This window comes from Microbacterium sp. 71-36, from assembly GCF_001898305.1.
GTDB lineage: Bacteria > Actinomycetota > Actinomycetes > Actinomycetales > Microbacteriaceae > Microbacterium.
Genome location: NZ_MKTP01000007.1, coordinates 101,777 through 116,534 on the forward strand (window position 1 = coordinate 101,777; position 14,758 = coordinate 116,534).

General features: G+C 71.1%; 16 protein-coding genes. 12 read left to right on the plus strand and 4 right to left on the minus strand.

Features of this window, described 5'->3' with window-relative positions; all coding sequences use genetic code 11:
- The first annotated feature begins 28 nt into the window (after window positions 1-28).
- The 9 genes from BGO45_RS15365 (at window position 29) to BGO45_RS15405 (ending at window position 9,340) form a co-directional block, all read left to right on the plus strand.
- Window positions 29-1,390: an amidohydrolase gene (locus BGO45_RS15365; protein WP_292695819.1), complete on the plus strand. Its 1,362-nt coding sequence runs from the start codon at window positions 29-31 to the stop codon at window positions 1,388-1,390.
- Entirely contained in the window at window positions 1,387-2,406 is a 1,020-nt protein-coding gene (locus BGO45_RS15370) for a hypothetical protein (RefSeq protein ID WP_292695822.1), read from the plus strand. Before BGO45_RS15365 ends, BGO45_RS15370 begins: the two co-directional genes overlap by 4 nt.
- Window positions 2,403-3,824, plus strand: coding sequence for an amidase (locus tag BGO45_RS15375; RefSeq protein ID WP_292695824.1), 1,422 nt, complete (start codon window positions 2,403-2,405; stop codon window positions 3,822-3,824). The genes BGO45_RS15370 and BGO45_RS15375 overlap by 4 nt, the downstream gene beginning before the upstream one ends.
- Window positions 3,825-4,008: 184 nt before the next feature.
- Window positions 4,009-5,082: an extracellular solute-binding protein gene (locus BGO45_RS15380; RefSeq protein ID WP_076491446.1), complete on the plus strand. Its 1,074-nt coding sequence runs from the start codon at window positions 4,009-4,011 to the stop codon at window positions 5,080-5,082.
- Between the two features lie 207 nt (window positions 5,083-5,289).
- Window positions 5,290-6,168, plus strand: a complete 879-nt coding sequence (locus BGO45_RS15385; protein ID WP_292695826.1) for an ABC transporter permease — start codon at window positions 5,290-5,292, stop codon at window positions 6,166-6,168.
- 1 nt (window position 6,169) lies between these two features.
- Window positions 6,170-7,042 (plus strand): ABC transporter permease, encoded by an 873-nt coding sequence (locus tag BGO45_RS15390; RefSeq protein WP_076491441.1) that lies wholly within the window; start codon window positions 6,170-6,172, stop codon window positions 7,040-7,042.
- Window positions 7,039-8,097 (plus strand): ABC transporter ATP-binding protein, encoded by a 1,059-nt coding sequence (locus BGO45_RS15395; RefSeq protein WP_292695828.1) that lies wholly within the window; start codon window positions 7,039-7,041, stop codon window positions 8,095-8,097. The genes BGO45_RS15390 and BGO45_RS15395 overlap by 4 nt, the downstream gene beginning before the upstream one ends.
- Window positions 8,098-8,141: 44 nt before the next feature.
- Window positions 8,142-8,912, plus strand: a complete 771-nt coding sequence (locus BGO45_RS15400) for an amidohydrolase family protein (RefSeq protein ID WP_292695830.1) — start codon at window positions 8,142-8,144, stop codon at window positions 8,910-8,912.
- Window positions 8,909-9,340 (plus strand): hypothetical protein, encoded by a 432-nt coding sequence (locus BGO45_RS15405; protein ID WP_292695832.1) that lies wholly within the window; start codon window positions 8,909-8,911, stop codon window positions 9,338-9,340. The genes BGO45_RS15400 and BGO45_RS15405 overlap by 4 nt, the downstream gene beginning before the upstream one ends.
- 15 nt (window positions 9,341-9,355) lie before the next feature.
- Here the strand turns inward: BGO45_RS15405 and BGO45_RS15410 are convergent, their stop codons facing one another.
- Together BGO45_RS15410 and BGO45_RS15415 are read right to left on the minus strand one after the other, a co-directional pair.
- Window positions 9,356-10,588 (minus strand): MFS transporter, encoded by a 1,233-nt coding sequence (locus BGO45_RS15410; protein ID WP_292695834.1) that lies wholly within the window; start codon window positions 10,586-10,588, stop codon window positions 9,356-9,358.
- Entirely contained in the window at window positions 10,585-11,085 is a 501-nt protein-coding gene (locus BGO45_RS15415) for a RidA family protein (RefSeq protein WP_292695835.1), read from the minus strand. The genes BGO45_RS15410 and BGO45_RS15415 overlap by 4 nt, the downstream gene beginning before the upstream one ends.
- 64 nt (window positions 11,086-11,149) lie before the next feature.
- Between BGO45_RS15415 and BGO45_RS15420 the strand changes: the two genes are divergently transcribed.
- Window positions 11,150-11,665: a RidA family protein gene (locus BGO45_RS15420; protein ID WP_292695836.1), complete on the plus strand. Its 516-nt coding sequence runs from the start codon at window positions 11,150-11,152 to the stop codon at window positions 11,663-11,665.
- Window positions 11,655-12,566 carry an amidohydrolase family protein gene (locus BGO45_RS15425; protein ID WP_292695838.1) on the plus strand — a complete coding sequence of 304 codons (912 nt, stop codon included), beginning with the start codon at window positions 11,655-11,657 and terminating at the stop codon, window positions 12,564-12,566. The genes BGO45_RS15420 and BGO45_RS15425 overlap by 11 nt, the downstream gene beginning before the upstream one ends.
- Before the next feature lie 35 nt (window positions 12,567-12,601).
- Here the strand turns inward: BGO45_RS15425 and BGO45_RS15430 are convergent, their stop codons facing one another.
- On the minus strand, window positions 12,602-12,970 hold the full coding sequence (locus BGO45_RS15430) for a cupin domain-containing protein (protein ID WP_292695841.1): 369 nt from the start codon (window positions 12,968-12,970) through the stop codon (window positions 12,602-12,604).
- Between the two features lie 49 nt (window positions 12,971-13,019).
- Here BGO45_RS15430 and BGO45_RS15435 point away from each other — a divergent pair, with 49 nt between their 5' ends.
- On the plus strand, window positions 13,020-14,045 hold the full coding sequence (locus BGO45_RS15435; protein WP_292695844.1) for a hypothetical protein: 1,026 nt from the start codon (window positions 13,020-13,022) through the stop codon (window positions 14,043-14,045).
- A 26-nt stretch (window positions 14,046-14,071) separates the two neighbouring features.
- Here the strand turns inward: BGO45_RS15435 and BGO45_RS15440 are convergent, their stop codons facing one another.
- Entirely contained in the window at window positions 14,072-14,719 is a 648-nt protein-coding gene (locus tag BGO45_RS15440) for a cyclase family protein (RefSeq protein ID WP_292695847.1), read from the minus strand.
- Window positions 14,720-14,758 lie beyond the last annotated feature (39 nt).

Sequence of the window (14,758 nt, forward strand, 5' to 3'; positions counted from 1 at the left end):
CCCCACCGTCCCCGTCGAGGAGCCCCGCATGATCCCGTCCCCCCGGAACGACGACACGACCCTGTACCTCGCGCCGGTGCGCACGATGGACCCCGATCGCCCGCACGCCGCCGCGTTCGCCGTGCGCGAGGGTCGGATCGTCGCGGTCGGCGACGTCGACGAGGTGCGTGCGACGCTGCCCGCCGAGTACGAGACGGAGGAGCTCGACGGTGTCGTGCTCCCCGGCCTCATCGACGCGCACCTGCACATGCAGCGCGGCGGCCTCAAGGCGAGCGAGCACGTGCCCGACGACGTCGACGTCGACGGGTTCATCGAGGCGATGGCGCGCACGTTCGACGACGAGGACTGGACCGGCGAGGACCCGCCGACGCTCGATCAGCGTGTCGCCGCCCTCGACCTCGTGCAGCCGCTGTTCCACGCCCTGGGATTCACCGGCATCGTCGACCCCGCCGTCACGATCGACGAGATGCGCGGATATCAGGAAGCGCACCGTCGCGGGCGGCTGTCCATGCGCACGGTCGCGATGCCGTACCTCGAGATCGGGTCGCCCGCGACGCCCGACGTCGACGCCGTCATCGCCCACCTCGAGGGGACGGGAGTGTCGACCGGATTCGGCGACGACCATCTCCGTCTCGGCCCGATCAAGGTGTACGCCGACGGAGAGGCGTTGAAGGGCCAGGCGCTGCTGGACCAGCCGTGGGATGCCACCGGCTACCGCGGCGAGCAGCGCATCCCGGATGCCGAGTACGCCCGCCTCGTCGCGTTCTGCGCCGCGAACGGCTGGGGCGTCGGCACGCACGCGGTCGGGGGAGCGGCGATCGGACTGGTCGCCCGGGAGTACGCCCGCGCGGGCGCCGCGGTCGCGGAGAACCGCTACCAGGTCATCCACGGCTATCTCGAGCCGAGCGGCGAGACGATGCGTCTGGCCGGCGGCGTGGGGACCGTGGCATCCCTCCAGCCCTCGATCATCTGGCACAACGGCGTGGGCCTCCGCGAGAAACTGGGGGAGCGGGCGGAGCGCGCGAACCCGATGCGGTCGTGGATCGACTCCGGCGCGGTGCTCGCGCTCGGCTCCGACGGACCGTACTTCGCGTTCGACCCGCGTCACCTGATGTGGCAGTCCGTGACGCGGTTCGTGGCGAACTCCGCCGAGCCGCTCGATCCGTCCGAGGCGATCACGCTCGACGAGGCGCTCGCCGGCTACACGACCGGAGCCGCCTACGCGAGCCTCGCCGAACACGACCGCGGCATGATCCGTCCGGGCATGCTGGCGGACTGGGCGCTGTGGTCGGACGACCCGGTGGATGCCGGCGTCGAAGCGCTCCGCGGACTGCGGGTGCGCCGCACGGTCGTGGGCGGCCGCACGGTGTACCGGGGGACCGCCGCGTGATCGAGACGGTCCTCGGCCCCGTCTCCGCGGAGGGGTGGGGGCCGACGTCCACCAATGAGCATCTGCTCACCGACTCCCGCGGGCTCGCCCGCCCGCTCCCGGACGGGACGTTCCTGGACGGGCCGCCGCGCCTGGAGGCGTGGGGAGACCTCCGGTGGAACTGGATGTCGATGCCGGACAACCTCACCCTCGACGACCCGGGCGCCGCCGCGGCGGAGCTGTCCGCCGCGAAGGCCGCCGGCCTGCACGCGATCGTGGAGGCGACGTCCTGGGGCATGGGTCCGCGGCACGCGGATCTGCCGGAGGTCTCCCGCCGCAGCGGTGTGCGGATCGTGGCCGCCTACGGTTCCTACATCGACAAGACCCTCCCGATGTGGTGGCGCGACCTCGACGAGAGCGGGATGTCCGCGCTCTTCCGGACGGCCCTGACGGATGCCGTGCCCGGGACGTCGTACCGCGCGGGTCTCCTCGGCCTCCTCGGGACGAGCGCCGAGATCACCGCGGCCGAGGGGCGGGCCCTGCGCGCCGCGGGACGCGCCGCCGCCGAGGCCGGAGCGTCGGTGAGCATCCGCCTGGATGCCGCCGCCCGGCGCGGCCCCGAGGTCGCCGGCATCCTGACCGCCGCCGGACTCGCGCCCGAGCGGATCCTGTTCTGCAACATCGACAAGGTGCTCGACCTGGACTACGTGTGCGAGGTCGTCGACACCGGCGCGGTGGTCGAGTTCGCGTTCGGCAGCGACCACTCGTTCGGCGGAGGAATCCGCGACCACACCGACCGCGAGCGCCTCGACTTCCTCGGTGCGCTCGTCGCCGCACGGCCCGACGCCGCGATCACGCTCAGCTGCTCCGTCTGGACCAAGGGGCAGCTGACGCGCTACGGCGGTATGGGTTACGGCCACGTGCTCACGCGCATCGCCCCGCTCCTCGCGGGCCTCGGCGTCGACGACGCCCGCCTTCACGACATGCTCGTCGCGCGCCCCGTCGCGCTCCTGGACCGGATGGAGACCCCCGGATGACCCTCACTGATACGCCCCTGCACCGACGGAGCGCACGCGACCTCGCCGCCGGCATCCGCGCCCGGGAGTTCTCCGCCGAGGAGGTGATGCGCGCGCACCTCGCGCGCATCGAGGAGCGGAACCCCGCGATCGCGGCGATCGTGACGATGGTGCCCGAGTCCGAGGCGCTCGCGATGGCGCGGGAGGCGGACCGTGCCGTCGCGCGCGGCGACGAGGTGGGGCTCCTCCACGGCCTTCCCACCGCCGTGAAGGACCTTCTCGACGTGGAGGGGCTGCCGACCCGGCACGGCTCCCGGCTGCACGCGGACGCCCCACCGGCCCGCGCCGACGCGATGGTCGTCGGACGCATGCGACGCGCGGGTGCGCTCGTCATCGGCAAGACGAACACCCCCGAGGCCGGCCTCGGCACGTTGACGTTCAGCGCTGTCGCCGACACGTGCCGCAACCCCTACGACCTGTCCCGGCACGCGGGCGGCTCGAGCGGCGGGGCGGCGGCCGCGGTCGCGGCGGGCATGCTGCCGTTCGCCGACGGTTCCGACAGCGGCGGGAGCCTGCGCTACCCCGCGGCGTTCTGCAACGTCGTGGGGCTCCGACCGTCCCCCGGCCGGGTCGCGAGCGGCCGGCTCGACAACGGCTGGACGGCGCACGGCGTCCTCGGCCCGATGGCGCGGACGAGCGACGACGTCGCGTACGCGCTCGCCGCGATGGCGGGTCCCGACCCGATGGCGCCGCTCTCGATCGCGGAGGACCCGGCCGTGTTCGCGTCCCTGACGCCGCGACATCCCGGATCCGTCCGCATCGGTTGGAGTGTCGATGCCGGTGGTGTGCCGATCTCGGCGGAGGTCGCCGCGGTCCACGCCCGCACCCGCGACACGCTCGCGGCCGCGGGGTACGACATCGTCGACCTGGATCTCGAGCTGGCGGATGCCGAGGCGGCCTGGGAGACGGTGGAGATGTACAACTTCTTCGCCTCGTATCGGGGCGAGGCGGCCGCTCACCCCGACCTGATGCGTCCCGACCTGCTGCGCAACGTCCGCCAGGGGGAGCGCATCACCGCGACCGAGCTGACCGACGCGCTGCGGACGCGCACGGAAGTGTTCCGGCGCACCGAGCGACTGTTCGCCGACGTCGACGTGATCATCGCCCCCGCCACCCCCGTCGTCGCCCCGCCGGCCGAGGTCGAGTGGGTCGAGCGCGTGGGCGACACTGTCTACGATCGCTATTTCCGGTGGCAGATGCTCGCCAACCGCTTCACCGTCACGGCGCACCCGGTCGTGGTCACTCCGGCCGGATTCCACGAGGATCTGCCCGTCGGGATGCAGGTCGTCGGTCGCCATCGCGGCGAGGCGGAGCTGCTCGCGATCACCTCCGGAATCGAGGCGGTGCGGGGTCTGACCGCCCGATCGCCGCGCGACTGAGCGACGTTTTACTTCGGCGAAACATTCTCGGCATGTACAAGCGGATCCAATCCTGCAATATTGGATCCAGTTACACACCAGATACATCCATGATTTCTCCACCCGGTCGGCGGGTGCGGCGCGTGACCCGACGCGAGCCGTACCCGCTCCGCCCCTTCCGTACAGCCCGAGGAGTACTCCCATCATGAAGACCCCGAACCGCTCCCGGCGGATCGCCGCCACCGTCGCGGGACTCGCCGCGATGAGCCTTCTGGCCGCCGGTTGCGCCGGCGCCACCGACTCCCAGCCCGCCTCCAGCGACGGTGCCGCCCTCAGCGGCCAGGTCGTCTGGGCCGACTACGGCGGGCCGACCAACGAAAGCCGCCAGGTCGCGTACTTCGACAGCTTCATCGACGAGACCGGTGTCGACGTCGTCTCGACGAGCATCGAGGACTCGGTCTACAAGAGCGAGCTCAAGGGCGAGGAGGGTGACTACGACATCTTCCAGGCGGGCATCTCCGACATCCTGCCCAACCTCGACAACCTCGCCGAGATCCCGGCCGACGCCCAGGGCAGCCTCCTCCCCGAGAACGTGCGGCCCTACTACATCGGCGGATTCGTCTTCGGCATCGCCCAGGGGTGGCTGACCGCGACTTTCCCGAACGGTGGCCCGCAGGACTGGGCCGACTTCTTCGACACGACGAAGTTCCCGGGCAAGCGCGCGTGGCCCGGTGACCCGGGCTCGTACGACTCGTCGTACGAGATCGCCCTGATCGCCGACGGCGTCAAGCCCGCCGACCTCTACCCGCTGGACATCCCCCGCGCGGAGAAGAAGCTGGATTCGATCCGCGACAGCCTGGTGTTCTACCAGTCCTACCCCGAGACCCAGCAGCTGCTGAGCAGCGGCAGCGTCGCCATCGCCGTGACCGTCACGGGCCAGTTCCGCGCGCTGCAGAACGCCGGTCAGGATGTCACGGTGCAGTGGAACCAGGCCTTCGCGATCCCGTCCGGCATGGTCTCGCCGAAGTCGTCGAAGAACCCGGATGCCGTGGCCGCCCTCGCCTCGTGGATGAACGACCCCGCCCGTCAGGCCGTGTTCACCACCCGCACCGGCTACGGTCCCGTGAACCCCGCGGTGTTCGACGAGCTGCCCGAGGACGTCGCCTCGCAGGTCGTGAACGCGCCCTCGCACACCAACCTCTTGAGCTACGGCGAGGAGTGGCGCGCGGAGAACGCGGACCTGCTGCTGAACTCCTACACGGCGTGGCTCGCGGGCTGAGTTCCCCGCACCCTCGCGAAGGGCGTCTCCCCCAGGGGAGGCGCCCTTCCGCTGTTTCCGGGGGCGCTGTTACCCGCCGGAAACACAGCTTGTTTACAATCGGATCCACAAGAGCTAACTTTGGATCCACGACGCCGACTCACCCGGCCGGTGCGGATCCCTCCCGGGGGAAACTCCCCCGCAATCTCAACCGAGGAGCATGGGCCCGTGAGTAGTGCGACCTTAGCCACGAGGGTGCCGCGGGTGCGGCCCGCCGGCGGACTCCGCGGCGGGATCAGCCGGGCCGAGGTCCGCTGGCTCGTGTGGCCACCCCTGGCCTTCTTCGCCATCGCCCTCGGCGTCCCGATGATCGCCCTGATCGCGATGTCGTTCGAGGGCGGGGGAGCCGCGTACCCCGAGGCGTTCGCCGTGCCGGCCTTCCTGGGGTCGCTCGTCCGCACCGTCGTGATCGCCGTGGTCACGATGGTGCTGACCATGATCCTCGGGGCCGCCTACGCCCTCGCGATCGTCACGTCGCCGAGCTGGCTCCGCATCGCCCTCCTGGCGGCCCTCATGCTGTCGCTCTGGACGTCGGTCATGGTGCGCTCGTTCGGCTGGGTGCTGCTGGAACTCCCCAAGGGTGCGATCCACTGGTTCCTGGGGGTCATCGGTCTCGGCGACCAGCCTGTCGAGATCTACCAGACGGTCGCCGGCATGTACCCGGCCATGATCGCGGTCATGCTCCCCTTCGCGGTGCTGCCCGTGATGAGCGCCCTGCAGTCGATCGACAAAGAGCAGTTGAACGCCGCGACGATCTTCGGTGCGGGGCCTCTGCTGACCTTCCGAACCGTGACGTGGCCGCACATCGTCCCCTCGATCATCAGCGGAGGCGTGCTGGTGTTCGTCATGTCGCTCGGCTTCTACGTGACGCCGCTGCTGCTCGGCGGGCCCGCCAACATGACGGTCTCGGGCGTCATCAATGCGCAGATGAGCAAGGCCGACCGCCCCGACCTCGCGGCGGCCATGAGCATCCTGCTGGTCGGCGGGACGATGCTCATCTACCTCGTCGCCGATCGTCTGTTCAAGGTGAGCGAGAAGTGGGGCTGACATGACGACCACCGTTGCCCGGAGCCTCGGCGCGTGGCGGATCCCCGTGATCTTCGTCGCGCTGCTCGCGAGCCTGCTCCTGATCGTGCCGTTCCTGATCCTGGTGTCCACCTCGTGGACGCAGGGCGGCTTCATCCTCTTCCCACCCGACGGGTTCTCCCTCCAGTGGTACGCGAAGGTCCTCGGCGACCGACGCTGGATGAACGCCTTCACGTTCTCGCTCTGGGAGAGCGCCGCCGCCACGCTCCTCGCGACCGTTCTCGGCGCGGTGGGCGCCATCGGGCTCACGCGGGTCCGCAGCCGCGCGGCGCAGCGGTGGATCCGCACGCTCTTCATCGTCCCGATCGCGCTGCCGCCGATCGCGTACGCGGTGGGGCTGTACGGTGCCGGCTCCGAGCTGTCGTTCCTGCGCGGCTCGGTGCTGACGCTCGTCCTCGGACACGCGCTGCTCGCGCTGCCGTACGTGTTCGTCATCGTCTCCGGCGGCGTCGCGCGCATCGACCCGGCGCTCCGGCCGGCCGCCTGGACCCTCGGGGCCCGCTGGCCGCTCGTGCTGTGGAAGATCGAACTCCCCGCCCTGCTGCCCTACATCCTCTCGGGCGCGCTGTTCGCCTTCGTCGTCGTGTTCGACGAGGTCGTGCTGGCCGTCTTCCTGCTGCCGCCCGGCGTGCAGACCCTCCCGCTGAAGATGCTGAACGCGGCGTCCGAGGCGTTCTCGCCCGAGCTGACGGCCGCCTCGACGCTCGTCTCCGTCCTCGCGATCGTGGTCCTCGCGGTCGTCCCCCTCGTCATCGGTCGCGCATCGCGCCGGTCCGGAGCGCGCCGTGGGCGCGCCCGCACCGCGGCGGTCCGCCCGGAAGGAGTCATCGAATGACCGTCGCACTCTCCGTCACCGACGTCGAGGTCACCCTCGGCGCGAACCACGTGCTCAAGGGCGTCTCCCTCGACGTCCAGCCGGGCGAGTTCGTCACGCTCCTGGGCGCCAGCGGCAGCGGCAAGTCGACGCTGTTGAACGTCATCGCGGGACTCCAGGCGGTGGATGCCGGTCACGTCGCCTTCGACGGGAAGAACGTCGAACGCCTCGCCCCGCAGAAGCGGAACGTCGGCGTCGTGTTCCAGTCGTACGCGCTGTTCCCGCACCTGAACATCGGCGACAACGTCGCCTTCCCGCTGCTCGCGGCCCGCCGTCCGGTCAAGGAACGTCGCGCGGTCGCCGAGGAGATGCTGTCGCTCGTGCAGCTCCCCGGCATGGCCGATCGTTCGCCGGCATCGCTCTCGGGCGGGCAGCGTCAGCGCGTCGCCCTCGCCCGCGCACTCGCCGCCAGCCCCGGCATCCTGCTCCTGGACGAGCCGATGGCCGCCCTCGACAAGCAGCTGCGCGAGCAGATGCAGGTGGAGATCACCCGCATCCAGCGCAAGGTCGGGATCACGACCGTCTCGGTCACCCACGACCAGACGGAGGCGCTGACGATGTCGGACCGCGTCGCGATCATGCACGAGGGGCGGCTGGTGCAGGTCGCCACGCCCGAGGACCTCTACCGCCGCCCGGTGAACGCCTACGTGGCGAGCTTCCTCGGCGAAGCGAATCTCCTCCCGGTGTCCGACGGTGTGCTCGTCGACGACACCTCCGGTCTGATCGTGGATGCCACCGCGGTGCTGCGCCCGGAGGACATGAGCGTCGTCGCCCCCGGCGAGGCAACGCCGGCGTGGTCGGTCGAGGGGGTCGTGCGCCTCGTGAGCTTCCAGGGCTCCCGCTACCGCCTCGAACTCGTGACACCGTACGGACGCAAGGTCGTCGCCTCCCTCTCCCCGTCGACGGACCTGTCCGCCCTCGCCGTGGGGTCGCGCGTGCGTCTGGCCTGCCGCGCGCCCGAGCGCGTCCACCTCATCGAGGCCGTCGCGACGGCCGCGATCCCCGTGCCGGTCTGAACCCGGATCCCCTTCGTCCTTCCCCTCGACTGCCAGGAGTGCCCATGATCATCGACGCCTACAACACCACCCAAGACGTCCGGGGCCGCTCCGACTACTTGACCGGTGCCCGTCCGGGAGAGGCCCCGCCCGCGCACGTCCCGTTCGATCCGCAGCGGATCCTCTCGCGCATGGATGCCGCCGGCGTCGACATGGCGATGGTGTGCTCGCTCGCGCAGCGGATCGAGAACGACTTCATCATCGGACTGCAGGACGCCCACCCCGACCGGTTCATCGGGTTCGGTCAGGTGATGCCGCAGGCCGACGACGCGGTCGAGGAGATCCAGCGGCTCGCGGATGCCGGCATCAGGGGTCTGAAGCTCCACCCGAGCATGCACGGCTATCACGTCGCCGACCACGGTCTGCTCGACCCGGTGTTCCGCGCGTGCGCCGCCAACGGGATGGCTGTGATCATCAACGCCCTCGACGACGCCTTCTGCGCGCCCTTCTCGATCGAGGAGATCGCCAAGGACCACCCCGACGTGCCGACGATCATCGCGCACATGGGCGCGGTGTGGAACGTGCCCGAGGCGATCATCGTCGCCGAGCGGCGCGAGAACGTGTACCTCGAGACCTCGGCGACGCTCATGGCCGACGTCAAGCGCGCGTACGCGCGGCTCGGACCCGGGAAGATCCTGATGGGCTCGGAGTGGCCGGGATCGGACTTCGACCTCGAGCGCATGAAGATCGCGAAGGCGATCCCGGACGAGGCCGACCGCGCACTCGTCGAGGGCGGGAACTACGCCCGCATCATGCGCATCGCGGTGCCGGTGTGACCCACCGTCCGCCGCTCGTGCGTCCCGCGGAGATGTCCGACGTGGACGCCGAGCTGCTGGAGGTCGCGCGGGCGCAGCTCGCCGCGGTCTACCGCGAGGGCAGGCACGAGGTCGTCGCGGCGTTCCGACTGGCCGACGGACGGATCGTCACGGGCGTGCACGTCGACGGTTCGGCGCGCCGCTCCTCGGTGTGCGCCGAGGGCGTCGCCGCGGGGAACGTCGTCGCGGCCGCGGGTTCGGTCGTGGCATCCGTGAGCGTGCTGCGGCGTCCGGGCGGCACCGAGCACGTGATCGAGCCGTGCGGCGTCTGCGCCGAACTGCTCACCGACTATTGGCCGGACGCCCGCGTCTGGATCACCCGCGGCGCCGACACTGTGGCCGTGGCGATGCGCGACCTGCTGCCGGCGAAGCGCTCGCGCCTCTGGTGAGGCCCTCCGCGGCGGTCAGGCGGCGGGATCCCGGGGCTCGATGGCATCCGTCCGCGTCCGCGGCGAGTCGTCGCGCGTGAAGATCACGAGGACGGCGAGGGCCACCAGCTGCAGCCCCGCGACGAGCAGGAACGCCCACATCGAGGGGGCGGTGGCGATCACGGCGCCGCCGATGATGGCGCCGCCGCCGTAACCGATGCTCGTGAAGCTCGAGAACAGCCCCACGCCGAGGGCGCGGTTCTCGGGATGGAGTCCGCGCGTGGCGAGCATCGTCAACGACGGGTACAGCGGCGAGAAGCCGACGCCGATGAGCGCGGCGCCCACCGACGCGATCCAGAAGTTCCCGGCGAGGGCCAGAGTGACCAGGCCCGCGGTGAGCGCGACGAGCGAGATCGCGGTCGCCCGCAGCGGGCCGATCCGATCGGGGAGGCTCGCGAGGAACAGGCGCGCGACGATGACCGACACCGCGAAGACGGCGAACACCGAGGCCGCACCGGTGATGCCCGTCGCGGGGATGCCGGCGGCGGAGAGGTGCACGATGAGGAACCCGAGCATGAGCCCCTCGCCGCACCAGGCCGCCGCGGCCACGACACCCGGTGTCCAGACCGCCAGGAAGGCGCGCCAGAGGGCGCGGAGTCCGCGCGGGCGCGGTGTCGCGTCGGCGCGGGGGAGGGGGCGCGGGACGCGGGGGAGGGCGAGGATCAGCAGCCCGGTGACGAGCTCGAGGCCGGCGCACATCAGGAACACCGTCCGCGGATCGGCGAGAGCATCGACCGCGGTGCCGAGGGGCGGCCCGAGCGCCAGGCCGATCCAGACGCTGAGGCCGTAGATGCTGAGGGCCTTTCCGCGCTCGCCCGGCGAGGCCATCGTGACCAGCCAGGCCATCAGCAGCGTCACCGCGGCCGAGCCGCCGAGGCCGAAGAGGACGCGGCTGAGTCCCGCGCCCCACACGGTCGGGATGCTCACGAGGAGGACCATCGCGGCGGTCGCGACGGCGCTGCCGATGACCGCGACGAGGCGGTAGCCGAAACGGTCGCCGAGCACGCCCGCGATCGGCATCGACAGCATCGAGGCGACCGCGGCGAGCGAGATGATCGCCCCGGCGAGCTCCGTGCCGCCGCCGAGCACATCGCTGACGTAGACGGGGATGAGGGGCGTGCTGGCCGAGTTCGTGATGCCGCCGAGCGTGGACGCGGCGAAGATCAGCCAGAACGGCACGGTGCGGGTGATGTCCCGCGTGCCGTTCATGCCGCGGGGGTCTCCGGTGCGCACTCGAGACTGAGCCACAGTTCGAAGCAGTTGTTGCGCGACAGGCTCGTGGCGCCGATCGACGCGCGGCCCACGCTCCCGACCTCGTCGCCGAAGACGTCGAGGAAGAGGTCGGTCGCGCCGTTGGAGACGAGGTGCAGGTCCTCGAACCCCGGAGGGCAGACCACGAAGCACAGGGCGCGCGACAGGCTCACCACGTTGTCGAGCGACCCGACCGCGTAGCGGATCATGCCGAGCGTGTGGATCGCGGTGAGCCGCGCCGCGGCGTAGCCCTCCTCGACCGTGACGTCCACGCTCACGACACCCGGGTTCAGGCGGTCGCCCGCGCGGTTCTCGGGCGTGAGGCCGGCGAGCTCGATGAGCGAGCCGATGCGGTGGAACGGCTTCATGCGTCCGTAGCGGATGCCGAACGGCGGGTCACTGTAGTCGGGGATCTCGAGTCCGAGTTCGCGGACGCGTGCTTCGGCGGATGTCATGGCGCACCTCTCTTCGGTTGTATCCTATCTCACATAAAATGGATCCATTACGACGGGAGCTGTCATGGCGTGGTCCGCTGAGCAACGTGTCAAGGAACTGGGTCTGGTCATTCCCGACTACAGCGATCCGCCGTACGGCGAGCGGTACGCCACGATGAAGGCGTTCCACCATCTCGGGCGCACGCTCACGATCAGCGGCATCACCCCGGAAGACCGCCAGGGCAACAAGGTGTTCCCCGGCCGCGTCGGCGAGACCGTCACCCTCGAGCAGGGCTACGAGGCGGCGCGGTACGCCGCGATCAACGTCCTCGGCCTGATCCGCTTCGCGGTGGGGTCGCTCGACGAGGTGTCGGCCTTCATCCGCACGCTGACGTTCGTCTGCGTCTCGCCCGACTTCACCGACGTGAACCTCGTGACCAACGGCGCTGCCGACCTCTTCGTCGAGGTCTTCGGGCCGCGCATCGGCCGCTCGACCTCCGCCGGGATCGGCGTGACGAGCCTGTCGGGCAACAACGTGTTCGAGATGGTCACGGTCGTCGAGACCTGGCATCCGGCACCGGAGGTCGACGATGAGGATTGACACGCACCTGCACCTCTACGCCGACCCGACGCAGGGACTGCACGACCTGACTGCCTACCCGATCGTCGAGTACGGGGAGAAGCCGGACGTGACCTTCGCCGGCCTCGCCGGCACCGTCGCGGACGCGCTCGCGACGCTCGAGACCGAGGGATTCGACTACGCGGCCGTCCTCGGCAGCTTCGAGCTGCCGGAGCTTCCGCACCCGCCCGGCGGAGCGGACTACTGGCCCGCCGTCCCCCCGCACGCCGCCCTCCGCGACGACCTCGTCGCGTACAACCGGTGGCTCTGCGACCTCGGCGCGCAGCATGCGCAGCTCCTGCCCTTCCTCGCCGCCAACCCCGCGGTGATGACCTCCGCCGAGGTCCACGCCCACTTCGCGGAGATGTTCGGCGACCACGGTGCGCGCGGCCTGAAGCTGCATCCGATCGCCATCCGCACCTACCCCGACGACCCGGGTCTCGCGGGTGCGTACGACGCGCTGGAGGAAGCGGGGGCCCCCGTCGTCTTCCACGGCGGGCCCGACGTCCGCGGCTTCGGGTGGGCCGACCCGAAGCGCATCGCCGGTGTGGCGGGCGAGCGTCCCGGGCTCGCGGTCATCATGGCCCACCTGGGCGGCGCGGCCTGGCGCGAGGTCGAGGCGCTTGCCGAGGCGCAGCCGACGCTGCGCTTCGACCTGTCGGAGATCGTGCACTGGATCGGCGCGCCGCTCGCGCCCACGGCGGCCCAGGTCGTCGCCCTCGTCCGTGCGATCGGGGTCGAGCGCGTCGTGCTCGGTTCGGATTTCCCCTGGTACACGCCGGGGGCGACAGCTGCGGTCGTCGAGGAACTGCCCGGGCTCTCGGCATCCGAAGCCGCCGCGATCATCGGCGAGAACGCCGCCCGCCTCCTGCGCCTGGGCTGAGCCGCGGCGCGCGCCGGGCGCCGGTCGGTCCCGCCTCAGGCGGCGGGCTTGTAGACCACGTAGAGCTTGCGGACGGGCTCGACGACGGTCCACACGCCCGTCCATCCGATCGGGAAGTAGGCGGCGCTGCCGGCGGTGAGCTCGACCGCTTCTTCTCCGTCACGTTGCACGGTCATGCGCCCCGCGAGGATGTGGACGATCTCGCCGCGCGTGAGGAACTCCCAACGCGACGTCCCGGGGTCGCTCTCCCAGACGCCGGAGATGATCGTGCGGTCGTCGTTCACGAACTGCACCTTGCCGCGGACGATGATCTCGCCCGACAGCGGCTCCGCGTTCGGCGGGGCGAGGGGTTTGGCCTCGAGTTCGGCGGCATCCAGCTCGGCGGGTCTCATCACGAAAGTCATGTTTGGATCCTAAATGGGCCAGAATGGATCCGCAACGAAAGGGGCGCGCATGATCGAAACAGTCCTCGGGCCCGTCGCCGCCGAGGCGCTCGGCCCGACATCGATGCACGATCACGTGCTCGCCGACTCTGCCCGCCTGCAGCGCGACGGTGAGCAGCCCCCGCCGCCCGGCCCGCCCACCGTGCGTCCGGAGACGCGCGACTACCTGCGCCGCAACATGCTCGCGTTCGCCGACAACCTGCGGCTGGACGACCCGGATGCCGCTGTCGACGAGCTGCGCGCGGCGACGGCCGCGGGGCAGCGCGCGCTCGTCGAGTCCACGTCGTGGGGGCTCGGGCCCGATCACGCGCGACTGCCCGACATCGCGCGGCGCTCGGGGATGACCATCGTCGTCGCGTACGGCACGTACATCCGCTCGACGCTCCCGCCGGAGATCGCGGCGCTCGACGAGGACGGCCTCCGCGACCTCTTCGCCACGGCCCTCGACGACGCGGTGCCGGGCGCCGACTATCGCGCGGGTCTCCTCGGCATCCTGGGCACGACCGCCGGCCTCCCGGACGTCGAACGCGGCATGCTGCGCGCGGCCGCCGACGCGGCGGGACGGGCGGGGGCGAGCGTCACCGTGCGGCTCGACCCCGACGCCCGCGACGGCCTCGCGGTGCTCGACGAGCTCGGGCGCGCGGGGCTGCCCGCGGAACGCGTCGTCTTCACCAATGCCGACGAATTCCTGGATGCCGCGTACTGGCGCGACCTGTCCGACGCGGGCGCGACGCTCGAGATGTGCTTCGGCACCGAGGACGTGCACGTCGGGCGCGTGCACAATCCGACGGATGCCGAGCGCCTGCGCTTCTTCGTGGACGCCGTGACTGCGCGGCCCACGGCGTCCTACGTCCTCGGGCAATCCGTGTGGACGAAGGCGCAGCTCGCGCGTCACGGCGGGTACGGGTACGGCCGGCTGCTCGGGGTCGTGGTGCCGGAACTGCGCGGGCTCCTCGGTACGGCGCGGGTGGACGGGATGCTCGTCGATGAACCGCGGCGCCTCCTGGATCGCGCGTCGGGGCGCCCCGACGCCTGACGGCATCCGGGCACCCCGCGCGCGGATCAGACGACGTCCGCCGTCGCCGCCGGGAGCAGGAGCGTCGGGGCTGGTGCCGCCTCGCGTCCCTCGAACGGGACCGGCTGGCAGACGAGGTAGTAGTCGCCTGCCTCGGTGTCGGCGAGGTTCGCGTTCTCGAGGATCACGACGCCGGCGTTGCACAGGATGACGTGGGTGGGCCACTCGACCGTGTGGTCGGGGGCCTCCATGGTCATGTAGTCGTTCGCGGCGAAGACGACGCCGTGATCGACGAGCCACTGCGCTCCGGACGGTCCGAGGCCGACCCACGTGGCGCTCTTCTCGGTGCGGGTGAGGGCGTCGGTGGAGTTGCGCGTCTTGAAGAGCACGCGCGTCGCCCCCTCGGCGCCGGCGGCAATCAGATCGGCGTCGGTGATCTCCTTCTCGACGTGCCGCAGGTCCAGCACGCGGGCGGGACCGACGGTGTGGGTGAGGGGGAGGGAGTCCACGGTCGTCCCGCCGGGCACGAAGTGGCTCGGGGCGTCGACGTGGGTGCCGGTGTGCGCTCCGATGAGCCAGCGCGACACTTCGCTCGGGCTGGTGTCGGAGATCTCCTCCACCATCTCGTACGTCGGTCGGCGGCCCCAGTGCAGCATCTCGGGGTGGACGGGAATGCTCAGGTCGATGATGGTCACGCGCAGCACCTTACCGTTTGGGATCCGAACGTTGCATCT

What these genes read in the sequence shown, in the direction of transcription:
- BGO45_RS15380 (WP_076491446.1), top strand. Translation starts at nt 4,009, where the DNA reads ATGAAGACCCCGAACCGCTCCCGGCGGATCGCCGCCACCGTCGCGGGA.
- BGO45_RS15430 (WP_292695841.1), bottom strand. Translation starts at nt 12,970, where the DNA reads ATGACTTTCGTGATGAGACCCGCCGAGCTGGATGCCGCCGAACTCGAG.
- BGO45_RS15395 (WP_292695828.1), top strand. Translation starts at nt 7,039, where the DNA reads ATGACCGTCGCACTCTCCGTCACCGACGTCGAGGTCACCCTCGGCGCG.
- BGO45_RS15415 (WP_292695835.1), bottom strand. Translation starts at nt 11,085, where the DNA reads ATGACATCCGCCGAAGCACGCGTCCGCGAACTCGGACTCGAGATCCCC.
- BGO45_RS15425 (WP_292695838.1), top strand. Translation starts at nt 11,655, where the DNA reads ATGAGGATTGACACGCACCTGCACCTCTACGCCGACCCGACGCAGGGA.
- BGO45_RS15420 (WP_292695836.1), top strand. Translation starts at nt 11,150, where the DNA reads ATGGCGTGGTCCGCTGAGCAACGTGTCAAGGAACTGGGTCTGGTCATT.
- BGO45_RS15390 (WP_076491441.1), top strand. Translation starts at nt 6,170, where the DNA reads ATGACGACCACCGTTGCCCGGAGCCTCGGCGCGTGGCGGATCCCCGTG.
- BGO45_RS15400 (WP_292695830.1), top strand. Translation starts at nt 8,142, where the DNA reads ATGATCATCGACGCCTACAACACCACCCAAGACGTCCGGGGCCGCTCC.
- BGO45_RS15375 (WP_292695824.1), top strand. Translation starts at nt 2,403, where the DNA reads ATGACCCTCACTGATACGCCCCTGCACCGACGGAGCGCACGCGACCTC.
- BGO45_RS15365 (WP_292695819.1), top strand. Translation starts at nt 29, where the DNA reads ATGATCCCGTCCCCCCGGAACGACGACACGACCCTGTACCTCGCGCCG.
- BGO45_RS15410 (WP_292695834.1), bottom strand. Translation starts at nt 10,588, where the DNA reads ATGAACGGCACGCGGGACATCACCCGCACCGTGCCGTTCTGGCTGATC.
- BGO45_RS15435 (WP_292695844.1), top strand. Translation starts at nt 13,020, where the DNA reads ATGATCGAAACAGTCCTCGGGCCCGTCGCCGCCGAGGCGCTCGGCCCG.